Raw genomic sequence first — 20626 nt, forward strand, 5'->3', positions numbered from 1 at the left:
TGCGCCAGGCGCCGATGTTTTACGGCGTGCTGGTGGCGACCATGCTGCTGGGAGCCGGCCTGAACCTCACACCCATCGATCCTTTCAAGGCGCTTTACTGGAGCGCGGTAGTCAACGGGATCGCGGCGGTGCCGATGATGATCATGATCCTGCTGTTGGCCCAGAACAAAAAGGTGCTGAAGGAATTCACGATTTCCGGGTGGCTGAAGTTCCTTGCATGGGCAGCCACGATCGTGATGGCCGTGGCCGCCCTGATCATGATCGCTACCCTTGGGCAAAGCTGATGCACTTTTGACAACTGCGACACGCCATGCGCAGGGTTTTTTCACGGTTCGTGGCTTAAATCGCAGGCGTTTCGTGCCATCGGATGATTTGGCCGTCCAGGTGTCTAGACGGCAATTCCCGACGCTTCGTAAGAAAAGTGTTGACAAACGTTCGCTGCGATGCAACAAATGACCTGCAGCCCGGTTTTCCTTGCCATCCGCCTGTACTGCACGGGGATAGTTTCCAGTGAACGTATCGCGTCCCGATATCCGATGTAGCAACGCTTGTCCCTGCTGTCCTAACTAAAACAGCATTCCGCGTTTCGCGGCATCCAGGTTCCATCTGAACTCCCGGGTTTTCGAAGCCGGGTCGACAGGTTGCGGCCTTGTGATACGCCGCCAGGGAAGTACGCGCCTTGCATCAGGGCCATCACATGGCCAGAGCATCCCGTCCCCAGGCAGTGCCTGGTCCTTCAGCGCGCGACAAACGTCGCTCTCGGCAGATTCCATGACCCATAAATACATCGTTCGCACCACGGCGCTCAGCGCCGCCCTCGGCCTGGCACTGTTTGGTACGGCCTCATTCGCCCAGTCCACCACGGGCAGCCTCTTTGGCCAGGCGCCGATCGCCAGCGGCGAAACCGTTCTTATCGAAGGCAGCGCCGGCATCAGCCGCGAGGTGCCGGTGGATGCCAAGGGCCGTTATTCGGCCGGTCAATTGCCGTTGGGCACCTATACGGTAAGCCTTCGCCAGGACGGCGCCACCGTCGATACACGGAAGAACATCTCTCTCGTGGTGGGTGTGAACACGGAGGTTTCTTTTGTCTCTTCCGAAACCACCACCCTGGGAGCGGTCAACGTGTCGGCGGCTGTAACACCGCTTATCGACGTCAGCAGCGTCGACTCCCGCACCGTGATCACTGCCGACCAGTTGACGAAAATGCCGCTGGCACGCAACGCCGAAGCAATCGCCCTGCTGGCTCCGGGTGTCGTGACCAACAGTGGCAACTACACAGGCCCGACCGGACAACAGCTCACCAGCTTTGGAGGCTCGGCGGCAAGTGAAAACGCGTATTACCTCAATGGATTCAATACCACCGATCCGCTGCGCGGCTTCGGTGGCATCACCCTGCCCTACGGCGCCATCGACCAGCAGGAAATCTATACCGGTGGTTACAGCGCCCAGTACGGCCGCTCCGATGGCGGCGTGATCAACCAGGTGGGCAAGCGCGGAACGAATGAATGGCACTTCGGCGCGCAAGTACTTTGGCAACCCGCCTGGGCGGCTGCCGATGCGAAGAATACCTATTACACGCAGGGTTTGCCCGCCAGCCCCGTCGCCGGCGGCCTTTATGATCCCAACAGCAAGGACAAGACCTGGGTCACCACGGTCGATGCCTATGTGGGCGGCCCCATCATCAAGGACAAGCTGTTCTTCTTTGCTGCCGTTGAAGCGCAACGAAGCAAAGCCAACACCGTCAATTCAGTGGAAAACACCAGCCCGGACACGCACTACACCTACGAGCAGCCGAAGTGGTACGGCAAGCTCGACTGGAATATTACCGACAGCAATATCCTCGAAGTGACCGGTGCATCCAACAAGCGCAGCGCCAACGGATCGATCTACGACTACGATTACGTCAACCGCACGCGCGGTGCCTACATCGGCGCCACGGACAGCACCAAGACCGGTGGTGACCTCTATACGGCGAAGTTCACCAGCTACATCACCGACGACCTGACCTTGACTGCGTTGTACGGCAAGATGAAGACGCGCAGTTACGATGCGCCGGGCAGCTATAACCCTGACTTTACCTATGTCAACGGAACATCCTCGGAGAACCCGGCGCTCAACGGTGGCAATGCGATCACCAGTCCGCAGACCGTGCAGACGCTCTTCAGTCCCGACCGCGCCAATCACACCAACAACCTGCGCATCGACCTGACCTACAAGATCGGCGACCACACGATTTCCGCCGGTATCGACAACCAGAATGCACGTGCCCTGGCGCAGGGTTCGCAGACATCAGGCCCGGGCTATTACTGGACATACGGCCAGACCGACACGCCCGACGTTCCCTTGTCGACCGGCCTTGGCGTGGGCGCTACTTCGGCTTACCCGAACGGTGCCGATGGCTACTATGTGGTCAAGCACGTGGCCAATTCGCTGGCGAGCGTGCGTTCGGCGCAACGCGCGCAGTACATCGAGGACAGCTGGCAGGTAAGCGATCGCTGGCTGGTGAAAATAGGTCTGCGCAACGACCAGTTCACCGATTACAACGCGAATGGGCAGGCCTATATCACCCAGACCAAGCCCCAGCTGGCACCGCGGCTTGGCGCCAGTTGGGATGTCAACGGCGATTCAAGTTTCAAGATCTACGCCAATGCCGGCCGCTACTACCTGGGTCTGCCGCTGAACCCGGCCTTGAATGCGGCAGGCGCCTATGTCGCCACGACGCAGTACTACACCTATAGCGGGATCGCCGCCGATGGCCTACCCACCGGCCTGACCCAGATGTCCGGCCCTGTCTCGGCCAACAACGCCTTCGGCATCCTGCCTGATCCCAAGACCGTCACTGCGCGCAACCTGAAATCCGAGAATCAGGATGAATTCCTGCTTGGCTTCACCAAGACCGCCGGCGACAACTGGGTTTATGGCGCGAAGGTGACGCGCCGGATCCTGCGCGATGCGATCGACGACTACTGCGACCTGGATGCCGTGTTGGGCAAGGCGCAGTCTCTGGGTTACGAGGTTACCAGCGACAGTAATCCTGTCAGCTGCTGGCTGTTCAACCCAGGCACGGCCAACACCTTCAACCTGGTCGATACGGCAGGGAATTACCATACGGTGGGCCTGAGCAACAAGGAGCTCGGCTTCGATGCCCTCAAGCGCAAATACTACGGCCTTGAAACCTTCCTGGAGCATCCGTTCGACGGTACCTGGTATGCGAAGGTGGATTATGTTTTCTCGCGCAGCTACGGCAACACCGAAGGTCAGCTGCGCTCGGACCTGCAGCAGACAGCAGCCTCCACCAGCGAAGACTGGGACAACGGCGCCATCATGGACAACACCAATGGCCCGCAGAGCAACGACCACAAGCACCAGTTCAAGCTGTTCGGCTATTACCAACTGACACCCGAGTGGATTGTGTCGGCGAACCTGAGCCTGGTGTCCGGTGCGCCCAAAACCTGCCTTGGCTACTACGGCCCGGACCAGACCGATCCGGTGGGTTATGCGCCGTCCTATCACTGGTGCGACGGCCAGCCGTCGCCCCCGGGGAGCCACGGCCGGCTTCCGTGGATACGTCAGCTCGATCTCGGCGCCACCTGGCGTCCAACCTTTGGCGCGGGCAAGCTGGCTTTCACCGCCAACATCTACAACGTGAACAACGGACAGACCGCCACCAACATCTACCCGTACTCGGTGACGGCGCCCTACACCGCCGATCCGAAATACGGACTGGCCCAGGTGCGCCAGCAGCCGCGATATGTGCAGTTCGGCGTGAGCTACGACTACTGATGGTGGCGCGGCAGCGGCTGGAGCCAGCATGACTGCTGCTGCGTCACGATATTCCTCGATCCGATAGTCCCTGCCTTTCGTCATCATCACTTCAATCAATTTAAGCAATCTCGGAAGTCGCCGTATGATCGGTGGGGCACGTGTCCGCACGCCCCGCCGGTGACAGCCTTCATCGTCCTGGCCAGCCAACCTCAGGAGAGAACGCGAATGTCGACGACCGAAGCCAAATGCCCTATCAACCATACCGCCGGCGGCGGCACAACCAACCGGGATTGGTGGCCCAAACAACTGCGCGTTGACTTGCTCAACCAGCATTCGTCCAGGTCCAACCCGATGGACCCGGACTTCAACTACGCCCAGGCGTTCAGGAAGCTCGACCTCGGCGCCGTGAAGAAAGACCTCAACGCGCTCATGACCGACTCGCAGGATTGGTGGCCCGCCGACTTCGGCCATTACGGCGGCTTGTTCGTGCGCATGGCCTGGCATAGCGCCGGCACCTATCGCATCGCCGACGGACGCGGTGGCGGCGGTCGTGGTCAACAGCGTTTCGCCCCGCTGAACAGCTGGCCCGATAACGTAAGCCTGGATAAGGCGCGCCGTCTGCTTTGGCCGATCAAGCAGAAGTATGGACGTAGCATTTCCTGGGCCGATCTTTACATCCTCACAGGCAACGTCGCCCTGGAATCCATGGGCTTCAAGACATTCGGTTATGCCGGTGGCCGCGAAGACTCCTGGGAGCCGGATCAGGACGTCTACTGGGGTACGGAAACCGAGTGGCTCGGTGGCGGCGACCGATATGGCAAGAACAGGGCGGCTGACGCAGGCTCACATGAAAGCGGCGTGATTACGGCGGAAGCCGAGAAGCATGGCAACGAAGAGGACCGCACCGATCACGGCCGAAACCTTGAGAATCCGCTCGGTGCCGTGCAGATGGGCCTGATCTACGTCAACCCGGAAGGCCCTGAAGGAAATCCCGACCCCATCGCTTCAGCGATCGACATCCGCGAAACCTTCGCCCGCATGGCGATGAACGACGAGGAAACCGTCGCCCTGATCGCCGGTGGCCACACGTTCGGTAAAACGCATGGTGCGGCCGATGCAATGAATGTCGGCGGCGAGCCGGAAACCAGTGACCTGGAAGACCAGGGCTTCGGCTGGAAGAACCGCTTCGGCAGCGGCAAGGGCCCCGATACCATCACCAGCGGCCTGGAAGTAACGTGGAGCCAGACGCCCACGAAGTGGAGTAATTACTTCTTCGAGAACCTCTTCGGTTTCGAGTGGGAACTGAGCAAAAGCCCGGCCGGTGCGAACCAGTGGGTCGCCAAGGGCGCATCCGATGTCATTCCAGACGCCTACGACAAGTCCAGGGGCCACGCGCCGAAGATGCTCACGACCGACCTTGCGCTGCGCATGGACCCAGCCTACGAGAAGATTTCCCGTCGGTTCCTTGAGAACCCCGATCAGTTCGCCGATGCTTTCGCACGCGCCTGGTTCAAGCTGACCCATCGCGACATGGGGCCGATCGAACGCTACCTTGGCCCTGAAGTGCCAAGCGAACGACTGATCTGGCAGGATCCGGTGCCCAAGGTCGACCATCCTCTGGTCAATGAAAGTGATGTCGAGTCGCTCAAGGCAAAGGTGCTGGCATCGGGCCTTACCGTGTCCGAACTCGTGTCAACCGCCTGGGCATCCGCGTCGACGTTCCGCGGCTCCGACAAGCGCGGCGGCGCCAACGGCGCGCGCATTCGGCTGGCACCGCAGAAGGACTGGAAGGCCAACCAGCCCGCGCAGCTGAAAAAGGTGCTTGATAAGCTCGAGAGCCTGCGTTCGGAATTCAACGCCAGCGGAAATAAAATCTCGCTGGCCGACCTGATCGTGCTGGCCGGTAGCGCAGCGGTGGAGCAGGCAGCCAAAGATGGCGGCCACGCGGTGAAAGTTTCCTTCGCCCCCGGCCGTACGGATGCGTCGCAGGAGCAGACCGACGTTGAATCGTTCGCTCCGCTGGAGCCGGTCGCCGACGGCTTCCGCAACTTCCTCAAGGGCAAATACAGCGTGCCCGCCGAGGCACTGTTGATCGACAAGGCGCAGCTACTCACCCTTACCCAGCCTGAACTTACCGTACTGATCGGTGGCCTGCGTGTGCTGGGCGCCAACGTCGATGGCGGCGCGCATGGCGTTTTTACCGACCGCCCAGGCAAGCTCACCAACGATTTCTTCCGCAATTTGCTCGACATGCGCACCGAGTGGAAGCCGGCGTCGCCAGAGCGGGAATCGTTCGAAGGCGTCGAGCGTGGAACAGGCAAGAAGAAGTGGACCGCCAGCCGGGTTGACCTGGTGATCGGCTCGAACCCGGTGCTGCGTGCGCAAGCGGAAGTCTACGGCAGCGCCGACGCGCAGGAGAAGTTCGTCAAGGACTTCGCAGCGGCGTGGACCAAGGTGATGAACCTGGACCGGTTCGACCTGAAGAAGTAACAACAATCCCGCGCGGGTAACGCGCGGGATCCCGACCCGGATCAACCCGCCCGGCGCTTTGCCAGGCGGGTTGATCTTTTTCCGGGCATCAATTCACGGGGGAGGTCGACCGGCGCCTGGACAACATGCCATCGATGGACCACGGCCCTGCCCCGCCGATGCAAAGCGCAACGATGCCGGCAAGGTATAAGAGGTCCGTTTCATAGCCTGGCTGGCCAAAGTGCGCACCGGCCGCGTCGAAGGATTGAAGCTTGATCGAACTGAAACCGTTCGGCAGATGCACCGAGAATATGGCCACCAGAAGCACGCAGATCATCGGCGCGGCGGCCACAGGAATGAACGCGCCGCAGAAAATAAGAAAACCGCCCAGCAGCTCGACGATGATGGTTGCCCATCCCGCCAGGAATGCATGCGGGACGCCGATGGCGTGCAATACGCCGATGAATTGTTCTGGCCCGCGTGCCCATTTGGCGTAGCCGTGCTGCATAAATCCGAAGCCGACGATAAGCCGCAACGGGATGGCGTACCAGGCACCGGGGAGTGGAAGCGGGGAAATTCCGAACTTCAGGAAACTATTTGACAAGCTCATGGCGTTTTTGGGCCTCCATTGGGTGGCATATCAGGTGCGCTTGGGTGATTACTGCATGGGAGCAAGCGCACCCATGCCCGTGAGAAATCCCGCGGCCACAATGGCCATGACGAGGGTGGCGATGGACGCGTAGAGATAGTCCCGCTGGCGCAGGAAGATCACGGCCATCAGGCCAACGCGCGCCACGGGAAGAATGATGAAGAGCGCGATGCCAGCTTCGGTCCAGGCCAGCCCCTGGCGCTCCCGGTAAATCCCGAGCAGCAACCCCGCCGCGGTAACCGCGGATGCGAGCCAGGTTCCACACAACAACAGACGCGCTATCGGTCGCTGCAGGGACTCCTCGACGGTGGCATCGCGTTTCATCGGGCACCCGCCAGCCACGATATGCCGCACGAGCTCACAAGCATCTGGATGGCCAGCAGCGAAAGCACAACAACGAAAAGCACGCGAAGTTTGTCGGCGGGCACGTTAAACAGCACACGTGTACCCGCCAGGGCACCCACCACCGAGCCCAACGCCACGGGCGCTGCAATGCGAATATTGATATCGCCGCGGGCAAAGTAGGCTCCCGCGCTTGCCGCAGCCGTGACGCCAATCATGAAGTTCGACGTTGCGGAGGAAACCTTGATCGGAAGTCCCAGCGCCATGTCCATGGCGGGAATCTTCAGCACTCCGCTGCCGATGCCAAGCAACGCCGACATCAGCCCGGCGCCGTACATCACGACAAGGCCAAGCGGCACGCGGCCCACCTGGTAAGGCACATCCTGCCGCGTTGCACGATCAGGAAAGCTCGAATGCAGGCGCAACCTGTCGGCCCAGCCCTGCGCATCCGTGGCGGCAACGACCACTACCCGTCGGACGAGCATCTGGCGCGCGGACAAAGCCAGGATCAGCGCGAAAAGCCCGTAAAGATAAGCGGTTGGAATTCTTCCAATGAAGAATACGCCCGTCAATGCTCCCAGTGTGGTCGCCGTTTCAAGCACGATGGCAAGGCGCACATGGGTGAGCCGCTCTTTCAGGAAGGGCGCAGCGCTTCCACACGAACACGCGATCACCGAAACCAGGCTGGCAGCGATCGCTTCACGAATGTCCAGGCCGAAGGCAATGACCAGTATGGGAACGACGAAAATGCCACTGGCCATGCCCAGCACGCCCCCCAGGGCGCTGGCAACGAAACTGGCAATGAACAACCATGCGCTCAACGGCTCGAATGCCGCGACAACCGGGTAACGAACTTGATCAGGTCGCCGCGGTAGTAAAGCCTTTCGTAGTCGATCGGCGTGGGGCCTTCGCAATAGGAAGTTCGTTCGATCAGGAAGATCGGGGCGCCGACGGCAACCTGCAGCGCCTTTGCGACATGGGCGTCGGCGGTGGTGGCTTCCATCTGGTACTGGGCCTCGACGAGCGGGAGTTCGTACTTGTTCTCCAGCAGCGAGAAAATAGGCTCGACCGCAAGGTCGTCACCGGCAATTTTCTCGCCAATTTCCAGCGGCAGATATGTCTCGTCGAACGACATGGGAACGCCATCAGCCAGGCGTACCCGTTCGAAGCGATAGACCTGCGTTCCCACCGGTATGTCCAGCTGCAGTGCCACGGCCGCAGTGGCAGCGACAGGCCTGAAGTCCAATACACGGGCCGTCGGGTTTCGCCCCAGGGCCACCATGTCCTCGACGAAACCCGTGAGCTTGGTCAATTCCTGCCGGATCTTCGGCTCGGTGACGAAGGTGCCCCTGCCCCGCCGTATCTCTACCAGCCCACGGGCGACCAGGTTCTCGACCGCCTTGCGGACTGTGGTCCGGCTCACGTCGAATCGATCGATCAGGCTGTCTTCGGGCGGTAGCTGGGACCCGGCGCTTAAAGCGCCGCAAGATATCTCTGCGCCAAGGGTTGCTTCAACCTTTGCATACAGCGGGGTTTGGCTGGCGGGGCTCATATAGACATCATGACGTCATGATGTCTTTCCTGTCAATGCGCTCACTCGACGCTGAGGGCGAATATCGATTCAACCTGGAGGTTCAGGGCGCGCGCCAGTTTCAACGCCAGGAAAGTGGACGGGACCATTCGTCCGGTTTCGATGGCGTTGACCGATTTGCGGGTCGTTCCGATCAGCTCGGCCAAATCCGCCTGGGTGAGATTCAGCGCCGCGCGATGGACTTTCAAACGATTGACAAGACGCTCTTCGATCATGGGCTACGCCCGATCGTAGAAGAGGAAAACCCCAATAAAGACCGCCGTTCCCAGGGTCACCGTAGCAGCCGCAAGCAACCCTGCCGACCACGAGAGCGTTACAACGAAGGACAGCAGGCAAAAAAGCGCCAGGGCGCCAAGCATGGCCAGGAACCCTGCCCTGAAAGCATATTGCGTGGCGATGAGCCGGAGCTCGTCGTTAAGCATCGCGCGCTGCTGTTCTTTCACTTCAGCCGGTTTCGCGCCGTGTTGAAGCCGGTTAACCCAAATCGCCCCGAAGATAATGACCATGGGGATCAAGGTCATTAACCGCTCGGCGTATAGCGCTTTGGCCGGATCCGATGACAAGCCTGCCAGCAGGGCGACTGCACCAAGTAGCACCATGACCAGCAGCGACAGCCACAGGCCGCGCCGCTCGAGGCGAACGAGCCTGTCGCCTTGTTCGTCTGAATTCCGATGGATCACTGTGTTGTCCCCCGCTAGCCTGCTGGAAGCCAATCGGGACTGATCATATAACCGATAGGTATCATTTTGCAACCTATAGGTTACTTTTTTCTCCTACTCACCTGATCCATTCAACCAGTGGCTTCCCCTTGGGAACGATATACGTGCCAATTTCCGCCGCATTGGTTTGCCCCACATTCTTCGCGCTGTGGATAACGCCCTTGGGGACGAACAGGACGTCGCCGGCCTTCAGGGTTGCTGGCGGCTTGCCCTCGAGTTGGTAAAGGATCGTACCTTCGACGACATAGATGATCTCTTCGCCCGGATGCCTGTGATTGGGCGCGATCTTGCCCGGGTCGATGTCCACGCGCACCTGCACAGCCTCCCATCCCGGGATGCTGATGTCGTTACGGGACAGGTCGGTGCGATGGGTTCCCGTCTGCTGAGCCTGCGCAGCGTCAGGTATCAGGTTGCCTGCAACGACCAGCAGGCTCGCGGCCGCGGCGAAGATGACTTTTTCGATCTTGCTCATGACGGGTTCCTCAGGGTTCCCTGCCCCTGCATCATGCTCTCGCCGTGACTACCAGCACATTCACTATACCGAACATCGCACTAGTCTTATTCCCAAGCTAGGGAATTCAGACATGGGCGACCTCGACGCACACTTTCGCAAGTTCAGGCGCGAACTCAGTTCCGGCACGGTGTCGCTTGCCCTGCTTGCCATCCTGGCAGCCGCAAACGAGCCGATGTATGGCTACCAGATTGCCAAGCGCTTCGAGCGCGATGGGGATGGCGTGCTTATCGGCAAGCAGAGCGCGCTGTATCCGGTGTTGCGAACGCTTCAGGGCAATGGATTGCTGGACAGCCATGTTGAGCCGTCCGATACCGGGCCACCGCGACGTTATTACCGGATCAATGCGAATGGCCGCGAGGCATTGCGCGATTGGACCTCTGCCTGGACTTCCACCCGCGACTTCGTCGATACCGCGCTTGAGGACGTGAAATGAACACTGCCGCTTCGCCCTACCCCACCACCATCAAGCGGTACCTGGAGCAACTGCGCCATGCGCTGGAGGGCTCCGATCCGGCACTCGTGCAGGACGCCCTCTACGATGCAGAAGACTACCTGCGTTCTGAAATGGGCGAGAACCCCGGCAAGTCCGAGGCGGAGATCATCGCCATGGTCGCCGGCAGCTATGGCGCACCGGACGAAGTAGCGGACATCTATCGCGATACCGAAGCGAAGGTACAGACCGCGCTGCGTCCGCCCGCTCCGCGCTGGACGACGCCCTGGGGAAAATTCTTCGGCGTGGCGGCGGATTCGCGCAGCTATGGCGCACTGTTCTACATGTTGCTGGCCATTGTGCCGGGAATTTTCTACTTCACCTGGATGGCCGTGGGCATGTCGCTGTCGCTGGGGCTTTCGGTACTGATCATCGGCATTCCCGTGATCATCCTGTACTTCGGCATCGTGCGTGTGCTGTCGTTGGCTGAGGGGCGCCTGGTAGAAGCCATGTTGGGGGTGCGTATGCCTCGCCGGCCGATGTATGCCAACCGCGACGATCGGCTGATGGCGAAGATCAAGGGCCTGTTCACCGATCCGCGCATCTGGTCCACGCATGTTTATTTCCTGCTGATGCTGCCGCTGGGGATCGCCTACTTCACCATCTTCGTTACGCTGATCGCACTGGTCGTCAGCTTCATCGGCCTGCCTCTGGCCGCCTGGACGGGCTTTGCCACGGGCGACCTCACCCGGGACTCATGGAGCCTCCTGCACATCCAGCTGCTTGGTGTCGATGCGATCGCCGGTAGCGCAACGCTGCTGCTCCTGCTGGTGATCGGTGTGTTGCTGATGTTCGGCACCCTGCACCTGGCCCGCGGCATCGGACATCTGCACGGATTGCTGGCGAAGCATCTTTTGGTGGCGCCGGCGCGGTAGCGGGCTAAGGTGCCGTGGACGGATCGACAACGACATTCATGTCGATTGGATGCCCGGGAACCAGGTAATCGTCGAGCCAGACAGGCGGCAGCTGCCTGGCGTCGTGCAACCACTCCTTGATGTCCAGCATGGCCAGCAGCATCTGTGCCCAGGCCTCGATGGCCTCCCGGGATGGTGTCACCGGTTCGTGGGCGATCAGTCGCACGATGGTCGGCACCAGGGTGAGATCGGCCAGTGACAGGTTTCCGAAAAGGAACGGGCCGCCACTTTCATTGAGATGCGTGGCCAGGACGCCAAACAGATGTTCACATTCACTCGTTTCGAAGGCAGTAAGCGTCCGCTTTGCAGGATAGAAAGCGCTCTCGAAGGAAATACGTGAGCAGATACCTGAAAGACCGCTGTGCTGCCACGCCATCAGTGATCTCGCCTGGGCTCGCAGCTTGAACTCGATGGGCAGCAGGCGGCCATCGCACAGGTCGTTCGCATACTCCATAATCGCCAGCGAATCGTAGATCGCGGTCCCGTCCACCACCAGAACAGGCACCATGGCGGGCGGTGAAAAACGGCCTATGGCCTTGAGGTTGGCAAAACGTTGCGGCCGCCGGATATCGACAATCTCTTCTTCGAAATCGATGCCCGCCGCGCGCAAGGCAAGCCAGGCCCGCATGGCCCAACTCGAAGCGTTCCTGGTTCCCGAATACAGCTTGGGTGTACTCACTTTTGGCCCTCGCGGTACATACACATGGGAGGTTTATCTATTCTCCAATCCTTGGCGATAAAAAGCATCATGGGGATGTCAAATCGTCTTCTGGCGCGCCCTATCGACCTTGAGCGCAAGAAACAGAGTTTCTGGCGTCACCACACAACCTACCTTGCCTGGTGAGGGCCCACCCTCCTACTTCATCCCATCAGATAAGGATTCTTAGTCATGTCGAAAGAAGAACAAAACAAGGCCATCGTCGGTCGTTGGTTCAACGATTTCTGGGGCGAAACCTGCAACCTTGCCATCGTCGATGAGCTCGCCGCACCCAGCATGCTGCTTCAATACTCGCTGCACGAGCCGCGCCGTGGCCACGAGGACATCAAGGATTTCATGACTGGCTTCCGCAGTGCCTTCCCGAACCTCAAGTTCTGGGGCGCCGCCGATCTCATTGCCGAAGGTGACTACGTGGTCGGCCGCTGGGAAGGTGGCGGGACGCACACTGGCCCGGCTTTCAGTGACTTCCTCATCGGCTCGCTACCCGCAGACACCGGCAGGAAGATGCATTTCACCGGGACCACCGTGCTTCGACTTCAGAACGGGAAGATCGTTGAGGAAATCGGCCTGGACGATGGCGTGACGGCGCTTACCCAGCTTGGGTTGATCAGGGCAGCCGCCTGATACCCGCTTCGATTGAGGTTCCTTCAATTGGAAATTACCACTGGCTCGCCCGCCACCCTTCGTTCCGGGGTGCCAGTTCAATTGAGATGTCTAGGCCGGTAAACATGCTCCGCAGCGCCACTGATCGTGGCACGCGGCAACAGCCGTGGCAGGAACGCTGTCAACTTAGCCGACCACGATGGCCTGATGCATGCCTTGCTGGCGGCCAGACCCGACAACGCCCTCTGGGCTACCTCGTCGACAGATTGCAGCTTGTGATTGTGTTCCTCTTCGGAGCCGACATGTACATGCATTTCGGATTGCGTTGGCGCAGGGCACAGCACGGACACCTTCACGCCATGGCGCGCGACTTCTTCGCGCAGTGCTTCGCCGAACAACTGGTCGAAGCCCTTGGTGGCGGCGTAGACGGCGATATAGGGCACCGGTGCGAGCGTCGTCGTGGCAACCATCAGCATATAGCCCGAACGACGCGCCACCATGCCGGGCAGGAACAGATGCGTGAGGTGGACGGCAGCATGGCAATGTACCTGCACCATGCTGAGCTGCACGTCCAGGTCGCTAGCGTGGAATTCCCCGTAACTGGCCAGGCCTGCATTGTTGACCAATACATCAATGGCGATGCCTTGCCCCTGTGTGTATTCGAACAATTCGCGCGGCGCCTGAGGATGGTTGAGATCAACAGGAACGATGCGGACATCAGCGCCGTGGCGATCCTTCAGCACCATGGCCAGGGCGCTGAGGCGATCGATACGCCGTGCCGTCAGGACCAGATTCGCGCCACCTGCCGCAAAAGCTTTTGCCAGTGCCAACCCGATCCCGGAGCTCGCGCCGGTCACAAGAACCCATTTGCCGCGCCAATGCTCGATTGGCATGCTTGCCTCGCAATATGAGAAAGTGAATTCACATTCGCATATTTCTTGCCAAGTGTCTATCATCAAATCCATGGCAGACCCGGATAACACGCGCGAGCCGCGCCAGCAGCGCAGTCGTGAGACCTTGCAGCGGTTGCTCGTTGCCGCGCTTGAGGTACTCGACGCCCATGGGCTCGCCGGCGCGACCATCCCACGGATCGCGGCTACCGCCGGCATGGCGCCATCGAGCATTTACCGCCGCTTTGCCGACAAGGATGCATTGCTGCGTGCCGCGTTCCTGCACATCCTCAAGCGGGTGAACCAAAGCAACCGTGATCACCTACCTGATCTTGTGGTGCGCGATACGCTTGCCGGGACGGTTCATGGCCTGGTGGGTGCGCTGGTTGCCCAATACCGCGAACACGCCGCTTTTTTGCGTGCGCTGCTCCACTACTTCGACACCGATACCGATACGGCCTTCCTCGAAGAAGCTCGCGCCATCGTGCGTGACAATATCCGCCTGGTCGCGGCAACCTTGCTAGCCCATCGTGCCGAGATCCGTCATGACGACACTGAATGCGCTGCGTGCATTGCGGTCCTCAGCGCCACCAGTACCATCGAGTCGGCAACGCTCGATCCACGACAGCTCTGGACAGACTGGCCCCAAATGACCGATGCCCAATTGATCGACGAGGTATCACGTATCTGCGTAGGTTACCTGTGCGGTGCCTGAGCGCCCTTGGCGATGTTCAAGCGCGTCCCATAGTGTTTCTTCGTCACCGTCAATCAGTACCTGCCAGGAGGTTCTTCCACCGAGCGCACGTTGCGGCTGGCTCATCCACAGCGCCGCACGTCGCCGGTCGCCGAAGGCCGTCAGCATCATCTGCGCCAGGGAGTGGTTGCGCTGCTCGAGCACCTTGAATCCGGCGAGGAGGGCAGCGTCGCGAAGCGCGCTGGTCCGCTCGATCTCCTGGCTGGCGTTTTGGAAGGTGGCAGTGGTGTCTGGCATGTTGACCCAACCTGGCAGTGAGGGCTTGATCCGGGGGCTTAAGTACGCGCCGATCTTGCCAGCCGCCGCCGGGCCTAACCATGATGCCCGTCAAGCTTCCGCGCCCTACACCGGGCTGAACGCCGCCCCGGCAAGAAATCCTGGCACGCCCCGCGCCTTCCTCAAAGGCTGACGTCCGGTCACCACGATTGGCTTTTCCCGTACGATAGCGTCCCCTTCGCTTTCATCGGCGCTTCGTACAGCGCCAGGACGTTTGTCGTGCCGCATTATTCCGGACCCCTGCTCACGCGCACTGTGGCGCTTGCCCTGGCGACCGCGCACGACACAGGCGCGGGCGAATGGTCCGGGTCCCTCGACCTTGGCTGCTCCCAGGGCAGCGTATCGCTGCAAGGCGACACCTGGCAGTGGCAAGGCCTGCACTACCCGTACCCCACCAGGCTCAAGGACCGGACAATCTATTACTGGGACGGAGAGGGTTTCGAACCGGCGTCGCGGTTTTCAGGTTCGCTGATCAAGCTGGTGCCCACCGAATGGGGCGCGCCCACGTTCGAGATCGACGGCATCAAGATGCTGCCCACCTCCATCGAATCGCCGTTCGAGGATGCAAGGCGCAAGGTGGCGCTGATCGAGCCCCGGGGCAAGGCGGTACTCGATACCTGTGGTGGCCTGGGCTACTTCGCCGCCTGTTGCCTTGAGGCAGGCGCTGGCCATATTCAATCGTTCGAGAAAAACGAAGACGTGTTGTGGCTGCGCACGTTGAACCCATGGTCGCCCGATCCGGATGCATCTGCCAGCGGCGGCCGCCTGGCACTCGCCCACGGCGATATCTGCGAAGCGATCACGCGGATGGCAAGCGCTTCGGTGGACGCCCTGCTCCACGACCCGCCGCGCTTCGGCATCGCCGGCGAACTCTATTCGCAGGCTTTCTACGATCAACTGGCACGGGTACTGCGCCGCGGCGGCCGGTTGTTCCACTACACCGGTAGCCCGAACAGGCTAACCAGCGGCCGCGACGTTCCCAACGAGGTTGCCAAACGGCTCGAGAAGGCCGGCTTCAAGGCACAGCTGGCACTTGATGGCGTAATTGCCAGCCGTCGTTGAACGGCTTTACCTTCCCGCGCGCACGCAGGTAAGGTGTTCCATTGGCCGGTGGCCGGCCTCCCCCGACAAGGAATATACATGCGCAAGTACTGGCTCACCCTGGCGTCGATCGCCGCGGGGGTGCTCTGCGTGCAGGCTGCTGCCGATCCGATTTCGCTGAAGGTGGATTGGTCGACATCCGTGGCAACATCGCGCGCCGTGGCCACCTTGCAGGTGGTGGTGAATCCGGGCCTGGCGCGCGGGGGCAAACTCCACGACGTGGCCTTCAAGGCGCTTAAGGATATCCAGGCCGACGATGTGCGCTACGTGCCATGGCTACCCTACCCGCGGCAGGGTGTGGCCGAGCTCGAGCCGCCGACCAGCAAGGGCACATCATGGGATTTCAGGCTGCTTGATCCCACGCTGGAGGATTTCATGGCCGCCACGGCCGGCCACCCGGTAGTACTCAATTTCAGCACCATGCCTGCGTGGTTGTGGAAAACCGCCTCGCCAGTGACCTACCCGAAGGACCCCAACCAGGCCTATTGGGATTACACGCAAGGCAGCCAGATCAACGACCCGACGTACCAGCAGGCCGCCGACTACTACGCGCGCCTGCTGGCCTGGTACACCAAGGGCGGCTTCACTGACGAGCATGGAAAATTCCACGCCAGCAAACACCACTATAAGGTGGCCTATTGGGAAGTGCTCAATGAAGTTGATTCCGAACACCATTGGACGCCTGAGGAATACACCAAATTCTATGACGTGGTCACGGCGGCGATGCGCAAGGTGCAGCCCGACCTTAAATTCGTCGCGATAGCCTCGGCGGCCCCGCGCACCGAAAGCGCGATGTTCGAGTATTTCCTCAACCCGAAGAACCACGCGCCGGGCACGCCGCTGGATTTCATCAGCTACCACTTCTACGCCACGCCCTCGCCCGGCCAACCCATGTCTGCGAACCAGTACACCTTCTTCGACCAGGCCGATGGGTTCCTTGCGGCCACGCGCTATATCGAACAGATCAAGCATCGTCTTTCGCCCGGCACGAAAACCGCGCTGAACGAACTGGGCTCCATCCTGGCCTCCGACGATGACAGCAATAGCGGCGCGCCAGCGGTAGACGAACCGAAGGGCTACTGGAACCTTTCCGGCGCGCTTTACGCCTACCTGTATGCAAGGACAGCGGCCCTGGGCATCGATGTGGTGGGTGAATCCCAGCTGGTGGGTTATCCCACGCAATACCCGTCGGTAAGCATGATCAACTACCACACGAACGCGCCCAATGCGCGCTACTGGGTATTGAAGCTGCTAAAGGACAATTTCGGCCCTGGCGACCAATTGGTCGCCAGCGCCTCCACCAGCAGCGCCGTCTTCGTGCAGGGCTTCCTGACCGCTCACGGCCGCAAGCTGCTATTGGTGAACAAGCGGCAGACATCACAGACAGTGAAGCTTGACCAGGCAGGTGCGATGGTGAGCTATGTCGCGCCGAGTACTGCAGACCACGCAGCGGCAACGCAAAGCGCGGGTGCGGAACTGACGCTCGAACCGTTTGAGGTGACCGTGGTCAGTTTCAACTGATGTAGGCTTTTCCCTTCCACAGGAGTACCCCCATGACCAAGTCCACCCACCCGGACCTCGACGAGGCCTTTATCGCACGCCAGCACGATCGCCTGGTTACGCTTCGCCTGCAATTGACGGAGTCCGCCGATGCCACTGCCGTCGAAGGCGGTGAAGTGCGCGATGCCGCCGGCGACGAACCCGGGGACGGCGGCGATGACGGCGATCGGCTGGAGCAGCTGGCCAACGAGGAAGCCTTGCTGGCCCGCAACGAGCAGCGCCTGGCCGACATCGGCCGCGCCCTGGACAAGATCCGCGAACACACCTATGGCATGTCCGATGGCAACGGCGAGCCGATCGCACGCGACCATCTGGAGGCCGTGCCCGAAGCGATCTACACCACCGAAGAACTTCGTGCGCGGGAAAAGCACCTATAGCGTGATCCGGTCGCCGCCCGGCCGAACGCCATGGATTCGCTGATCACCGCTGCCGGACGCGCACTGGCGGGCGGTGATCCCCTTGGTGCGCTCAATCGCGTCGCCTTGCGCGATGATCCGCCGGCACTCGCGCTGCGTGGCATTGCCATGGCGCAACTTGGCGACTTCGACAAGGCCAGGGCGCTGTTGCGCCTTGCTGCACGCGCCTTCGGCGCAAAACAGGCCATGGCCCGTGCGCGATGCGTGGTGGCCGAAGCCGAAGTGGCACTGGCCTCTCGCGATCTTGCCTGGCCGAGCCACAAGCTTGACGCAGCGCGGGCAACGCTTCAATCGCATGGCGACCTCTTGAATGCAGCGCACGCACGGTACCTGGCGGTGCGCCGCCTGCTGCTGGTCGGGCACCTGGACGATGCCGAACGCGCGCTTGCCGACCTTGACCCTTCGCCCTTCCCGCCAGCGTTGATGGCCGCGCACAGTCTCGTCGTGGCAGGGATTGCGATGCGTCGCCTGCGTACCGGCATCGCGCGCGAGGCGCTCGCCAAGGCTGCGGCCAACGCACGTCTTGCAGCGATCCCTGCGCTCATGGCGGAAGTCGAAGCAACCGCACGCCTGCTTGCGACACCGGCGGCGCGGCTTGTGGCGCGTGGCCGGGAACGCTCGCTTCTTCTTGAAGATGTCCAGGCGCTGTTTGCGTCAGATTGCCTGGTGGTCGACGCCTGCCGTCACGCCGTGCGCCATCGGAACGAAGTGGTGTCGCTGGCAACACGTCCGGTATTGTTTACCCTTGCCCGTGTATTGGCAGAAGCATGGCCCGGCGATGTGCCAAGGAACACGCTGATCATGCGCGCATTCCGCGCAAGGCATCCGGATGAAACCCATCGCGCGCGCTTGCGCGTAGAACTTGGGCGCCTTCGCACGATGCTTGGCACGCTCGCCCACGTGAACGCTACCGACCTGGGCTTCGTCCTGGCGCCGCGCAAGGCAAGCGAAGTGGCGGTATTGGCGCGGCCGGTTGAAGAGAAGCACGGGGAAGTATTGGCCTTCCTTGCCGACGGCCAGTCGTGGTCGAGCTCAGCGCTGGCCCTCGCCCTGGGCACCAGCCAACGCACCGTGCAACGGTCGCTCGATGCAATGGCCGTGGCCGGTACGGTGCATTGGGTCGGTCGTGGGCGTGCCCGTCGTTGGATGATGCCACCCCTTCCGGGGTTCACGACGACCTTGTTACTCCCGTCTCCCATGCCAGGCTAACTACGATGGGTGCATGACGGGCAACCCGGAGGAGCACATGAAACGATCAGCGGCCGACATCATCAGCGAACATGGACCCTTCCCGGGCGTCGATGGCGTACACGGGGTCACCTACGACGGCAAGCAGGTCTGGTTCGCCTCGGGCGACAAACTCACCGCGCTGGATCCGGACAGCGGCAATACCGGGCGCTCCATCGACGTCGCCGCCCATGCCGGCACGGCCTTCGACGGCGTGCACCTGTACCAGATCGCTGAGGATCGCATCCAGAAGATCGACCCGGATACGGGACGGATCCTCGCCACCATTCCCGCTCCCGGCGGCGGTGGCGATTCGGGCCTTGCCTGGGCCGAAGGATCGTTGTGGGTGGGTCACTACCAGGGCCGGAAGATCCGCCAGGTGGATCCCGACACCGGCGCGGTGCTGCGTACCATCGAATCCAATCGCTTCGTTACCGGGGTCACCTGGGTGGACGGTGAACTCTGGCACGCCACCCTGGAGAACGATGCGAGCGAACTCAGGCACATCGATGCCAAGACCGGTGAAGTGTTCGAAGCAGTCCAGATGCCATCGGGTGTGCATGTATCCGGGCTGGAATCCGACGGCGACGAGCGGTTTTTCTGCGGTGGGGGAAATAGCGGGAAGCTACGCGCCGTGCGACGGCCCAGGCGTGGTTAGTGGAGTTGCCCCTGGCACGGCCTTTGTCCCGCAGGAAGTTGCGGGTTGTGAGCCTACACAAAAGTCTCATTCCACCCCGCGATAATTAGGACTACATTCGATCTGTTTCATACAAGCGCCAGGCCACGCATCACCGCGACACCCGTAACCCCGCTCACCGCGGGAGCGGGACTTCCGGAGAATGTTCGATGGACAAGCCCAAGCTCGACCGAAGGCATTTCCTCATGGGAAGCGCCGTTGCCGCCACTGCCGGCGTTGCCGGCGCACTGGTGGCCAAGGTTCACGATGGCGAGCTGGGTGCACCGCCGCGAACGTACCAGGGAGGCGTACCGTGGCGCGAAGGCATGGCCGATGCGCCGCCCGGCGTTTCCGGCACTGATTACAAATTCTTCACGCCAGCCGAACGGGAATTCATCGACGCGGCCGTCGGGCGGCTGATTCCCAATGATGAAGTGGGTCCGGGAGCCGTGGAGGCCAACGTACCGTTCTTCCTGGATCGACAACTGGCCGGCCCCTTTGGCCGCGGCGATCACTATTACCTTGGCGGCCCGTGGGCCAAGGGCGCGCCCGAGCAGGGTTACCAGAGCCGGTTTTCACCTGCGCAGATGTATCGCGCAGCCATCGGCGCCATCAACAAATTCACCCATGCAAACCACAACGGCGCCGACTTCGCCAAGTTGTCCGATGACGAGCGGGACGCCCTACTGAAGGATATGGAAGCAGGCAAGGTGCAACTGGAAGACGGCGTGGATGCCAAGACCTTCTTCGCCATGCTGCTGCAGAACACCAAGGAGGGATATTTCTCCGACCCCATCTACGGCGGCAACAAAGACATGGGTGCCTGGAAGATGATCGGCTTTCCGGGCGCGCACTACGACTACCGTGAATGGGTTACCCGTCATGGCGAACCGGTGCCCTTCCCGCCCGTGAGTTTCAAGGGCCGGCCTGGCTGGAATTCGGAGACCTGAGC

General features: G+C 61.2%; 23 protein-coding genes. 13 read left to right on the top strand and 10 right to left on the bottom strand.

Annotated elements, in window-relative coordinates; all coding sequences use genetic code 11:
- From VGM61_RS13150 to katG, 3 genes are all read left to right on the top strand, one after another.
- Positions 1-284: divalent metal cation transporter (locus tag VGM61_RS13150; RefSeq protein ID WP_331523286.1), on the top strand; the 284-nt coding region annotated here is incomplete at its 5' end.
- A gap of 487 nt (positions 285-771) precedes the next feature.
- Positions 772-3783: a TonB-dependent receptor gene (locus VGM61_RS13155; RefSeq protein ID WP_331523287.1), complete on the top strand. Its 3012-nt coding sequence runs from the start codon at positions 772-774 to the stop codon at positions 3781-3783.
- Positions 3784-3990: 207 nt separating this feature from the next.
- Positions 3991-6255 (top strand): catalase/peroxidase HPI, encoded by a 2265-nt coding sequence (gene katG / locus VGM61_RS13160; RefSeq protein ID WP_331523288.1) that lies wholly within the window; start codon positions 3991-3993, stop codon positions 6253-6255.
- Between the two features lie 88 nt (positions 6256-6343).
- On the opposite strand, the gene VGM61_RS13165 is transcribed toward katG, so the two are convergent.
- The 7 genes from VGM61_RS13165 to VGM61_RS13195 form a co-directional block, all read right to left on the bottom strand.
- Positions 6344-6844 (bottom strand): DoxX family protein, encoded by a 501-nt coding sequence (locus tag VGM61_RS13165; protein ID WP_331523289.1) that lies wholly within the window; start codon positions 6842-6844, stop codon positions 6344-6346.
- Positions 6845-6892: 48 nt separating this feature from the next.
- Positions 6893-7207, bottom strand: coding sequence for a DUF1634 domain-containing protein (locus tag VGM61_RS13170; protein WP_331523290.1), 315 nt, complete (start codon positions 7205-7207; stop codon positions 6893-6895).
- Positions 7204-8046, bottom strand: coding sequence for a sulfite exporter TauE/SafE family protein (locus tag VGM61_RS13175; protein ID WP_331523291.1), 843 nt, complete (start codon positions 8044-8046; stop codon positions 7204-7206). The genes VGM61_RS13170 and VGM61_RS13175 overlap by 4 nt, the downstream gene beginning before the upstream one ends.
- Positions 8043-8777 (bottom strand): GntR family transcriptional regulator, encoded by a 735-nt coding sequence (locus VGM61_RS13180; protein WP_331523292.1) that lies wholly within the window; start codon positions 8775-8777, stop codon positions 8043-8045. Before VGM61_RS13180 ends, VGM61_RS13175 begins: the two co-directional genes overlap by 4 nt.
- Before the next feature lie 41 nt (positions 8778-8818).
- Entirely contained in the window at positions 8819-9031 is a 213-nt protein-coding gene (locus tag VGM61_RS13185) for a helix-turn-helix transcriptional regulator (RefSeq protein ID WP_331523293.1), read from the bottom strand.
- A gap of 3 nt (positions 9032-9034) precedes the next feature.
- A complete protein-coding gene (locus VGM61_RS13190; protein WP_331523294.1) occupies positions 9035-9496 on the bottom strand; it encodes a hypothetical protein in 462 nt (153 codons plus the stop codon).
- Between the two features lie 97 nt (positions 9497-9593).
- Positions 9594-10007 carry a cupin domain-containing protein gene (locus VGM61_RS13195; protein ID WP_331523295.1) on the bottom strand — a complete coding sequence of 138 codons (414 nt, stop codon included), beginning with the start codon at positions 10005-10007 and terminating at the stop codon, positions 9594-9596.
- Between the two features lie 112 nt (positions 10008-10119).
- Between VGM61_RS13195 and VGM61_RS13200 the strand changes: the two genes are divergently transcribed.
- Positions 10120-10482 (top strand): PadR family transcriptional regulator, encoded by a 363-nt coding sequence (locus tag VGM61_RS13200; protein ID WP_331523296.1) that lies wholly within the window; start codon positions 10120-10122, stop codon positions 10480-10482.
- Positions 10479-11414 carry a sensor domain-containing protein gene (locus VGM61_RS13205; protein WP_331523297.1) on the top strand — a complete coding sequence of 312 codons (936 nt, stop codon included), beginning with the start codon at positions 10479-10481 and terminating at the stop codon, positions 11412-11414. The genes VGM61_RS13200 and VGM61_RS13205 overlap by 4 nt, the downstream gene beginning before the upstream one ends.
- Positions 11415-11418: 4 nt before the next feature.
- On the opposite strand, the gene VGM61_RS13210 is transcribed toward VGM61_RS13205, so the two are convergent.
- Positions 11419-12156 carry a glutathione S-transferase family protein gene (locus VGM61_RS13210; RefSeq protein WP_331523298.1) on the bottom strand — a complete coding sequence of 246 codons (738 nt, stop codon included), beginning with the start codon at positions 12154-12156 and terminating at the stop codon, positions 11419-11421.
- Positions 12157-12342: 186 nt separating this feature from the next.
- On the opposite strand from VGM61_RS13210, the gene VGM61_RS13215 reads away from it, so the two are divergent.
- Complete coding sequence (locus VGM61_RS13215) at positions 12343-12795, top strand: ester cyclase (protein ID WP_331523299.1); 453 nt, start codon at positions 12343-12345, stop codon at positions 12793-12795.
- Positions 12796-12872: 77 nt separating this feature from the next.
- Here VGM61_RS13215 and VGM61_RS13220 read toward each other — a convergent pair whose 3' ends face one another.
- Positions 12873-13739 carry an SDR family oxidoreductase gene (locus VGM61_RS13220; protein ID WP_331523300.1) on the bottom strand — a complete coding sequence of 289 codons (867 nt, stop codon included), beginning with the start codon at positions 13737-13739 and terminating at the stop codon, positions 12873-12875.
- Here VGM61_RS13220 and VGM61_RS13225 point away from each other — a divergent pair.
- Positions 13738-14379, top strand: coding sequence for a TetR/AcrR family transcriptional regulator (locus tag VGM61_RS13225; RefSeq protein WP_331523301.1), 642 nt, complete (start codon positions 13738-13740; stop codon positions 14377-14379). The genes VGM61_RS13220 and VGM61_RS13225 overlap by 2 nt on opposite strands.
- Here VGM61_RS13225 and VGM61_RS13230 read toward each other — a convergent pair.
- Complete coding sequence (locus VGM61_RS13230) at positions 14344-14655, bottom strand: antitoxin Xre/MbcA/ParS toxin-binding domain-containing protein (RefSeq protein ID WP_331523302.1); 312 nt, start codon at positions 14653-14655, stop codon at positions 14344-14346. The genes VGM61_RS13225 and VGM61_RS13230 overlap by 36 nt on opposite strands.
- 258 nt (positions 14656-14913) lie before the next feature.
- Between VGM61_RS13230 and VGM61_RS13235 the strand changes: the two genes are divergently transcribed.
- From VGM61_RS13235 to VGM61_RS13260, 6 genes are all read left to right on the top strand, one after another.
- The gene (locus tag VGM61_RS13235) at positions 14914-15756 is read left to right on the top strand and encodes an SAM-dependent methyltransferase (RefSeq protein WP_331523303.1); all 843 of its coding nucleotides are present in this window, start codon (positions 14914-14916) and stop codon (positions 15754-15756) included.
- A 78-nt stretch (positions 15757-15834) separates the two neighbouring features.
- Entirely contained in the window at positions 15835-17316 is a 1482-nt protein-coding gene (locus VGM61_RS13240) for a GH39 family glycosyl hydrolase (RefSeq protein ID WP_331523304.1), read from the top strand.
- A 32-nt stretch (positions 17317-17348) separates the two neighbouring features.
- Positions 17349-17732, top strand: a complete 384-nt coding sequence (locus tag VGM61_RS13245; protein ID WP_331523305.1) for a TraR/DksA family transcriptional regulator — start codon at positions 17349-17351, stop codon at positions 17730-17732.
- A 30-nt stretch (positions 17733-17762) separates the two neighbouring features.
- The gene (locus VGM61_RS13250; RefSeq protein ID WP_331523306.1) at positions 17763-18980 is read left to right on the top strand and encodes a helix-turn-helix domain-containing protein; all 1218 of its coding nucleotides are present in this window, start codon (positions 17763-17765) and stop codon (positions 18978-18980) included.
- A 37-nt stretch (positions 18981-19017) separates the two neighbouring features.
- The gene (locus tag VGM61_RS13255; protein WP_331523307.1) at positions 19018-19656 is read left to right on the top strand and encodes a DUF5074 domain-containing protein; all 639 of its coding nucleotides are present in this window, start codon (positions 19018-19020) and stop codon (positions 19654-19656) included.
- Between the two features lie 188 nt (positions 19657-19844).
- Positions 19845-20624, top strand: a complete 780-nt coding sequence (locus VGM61_RS13260) for a gluconate 2-dehydrogenase subunit 3 family protein (protein WP_331523308.1) — start codon at positions 19845-19847, stop codon at positions 20622-20624.
- The last annotated feature ends 2 nt before the right edge of the window (positions 20625-20626 follow it).

This window comes from Pinirhizobacter sp. (assembly GCF_036499745.1).
Lineage (GTDB): Bacteria > Pseudomonadota > Gammaproteobacteria > Xanthomonadales > Rhodanobacteraceae > Pinirhizobacter.

Bases quoted from the DNA above. Each gene is read 5' to 3' on its own strand.
- VGM61_RS13155 (WP_331523287.1), top strand. From the start codon at position 772: ATGACCCATAAATACATCGTTCGCACCACGGCGCTCAGCGCCGCCCTC.
- katG (WP_331523288.1), top strand. From the start codon at position 3,991: ATGTCGACGACCGAAGCCAAATGCCCTATCAACCATACCGCCGGCGGC.
- VGM61_RS13165 (WP_331523289.1), bottom strand. From the start codon at position 6,844: ATGAGCTTGTCAAATAGTTTCCTGAAGTTCGGAATTTCCCCGCTTCCA.
- VGM61_RS13170 (WP_331523290.1), bottom strand. From the start codon at position 7,207: ATGAAACGCGATGCCACCGTCGAGGAGTCCCTGCAGCGACCGATAGCG.
- VGM61_RS13180 (WP_331523292.1), bottom strand. From the start codon at position 8,777: ATGAGCCCCGCCAGCCAAACCCCGCTGTATGCAAAGGTTGAAGCAACC.
- VGM61_RS13185 (WP_331523293.1), bottom strand. From the start codon at position 9,031: ATGATCGAAGAGCGTCTTGTCAATCGTTTGAAAGTCCATCGCGCGGCG.
- VGM61_RS13195 (WP_331523295.1), bottom strand. From the start codon at position 10,007: ATGAGCAAGATCGAAAAAGTCATCTTCGCCGCGGCCGCGAGCCTGCTG.
- VGM61_RS13200 (WP_331523296.1), top strand. From the start codon at position 10,120: ATGGGCGACCTCGACGCACACTTTCGCAAGTTCAGGCGCGAACTCAGT.
- VGM61_RS13205 (WP_331523297.1), top strand. From the start codon at position 10,479: ATGAACACTGCCGCTTCGCCCTACCCCACCACCATCAAGCGGTACCTG.
- VGM61_RS13215 (WP_331523299.1), top strand. From the start codon at position 12,343: ATGTCGAAAGAAGAACAAAACAAGGCCATCGTCGGTCGTTGGTTCAAC.
- VGM61_RS13225 (WP_331523301.1), top strand. From the start codon at position 13,738: ATGGCAGACCCGGATAACACGCGCGAGCCGCGCCAGCAGCGCAGTCGT.
- VGM61_RS13220 (WP_331523300.1), bottom strand. From the start codon at position 13,739: ATGGATTTGATGATAGACACTTGGCAAGAAATATGCGAATGTGAATTC.
- VGM61_RS13230 (WP_331523302.1), bottom strand. From the start codon at position 14,655: ATGCCAGACACCACTGCCACCTTCCAAAACGCCAGCCAGGAGATCGAG.
- VGM61_RS13240 (WP_331523304.1), top strand. From the start codon at position 15,835: ATGCGCAAGTACTGGCTCACCCTGGCGTCGATCGCCGCGGGGGTGCTC.
- VGM61_RS13245 (WP_331523305.1), top strand. From the start codon at position 17,349: ATGACCAAGTCCACCCACCCGGACCTCGACGAGGCCTTTATCGCACGC.
- VGM61_RS13250 (WP_331523306.1), top strand. From the start codon at position 17,763: ATGGATTCGCTGATCACCGCTGCCGGACGCGCACTGGCGGGCGGTGAT.
- VGM61_RS13255 (WP_331523307.1), top strand. From the start codon at position 19,018: ATGAAACGATCAGCGGCCGACATCATCAGCGAACATGGACCCTTCCCG.
- VGM61_RS13260 (WP_331523308.1), top strand. From the start codon at position 19,845: ATGGACAAGCCCAAGCTCGACCGAAGGCATTTCCTCATGGGAAGCGCC.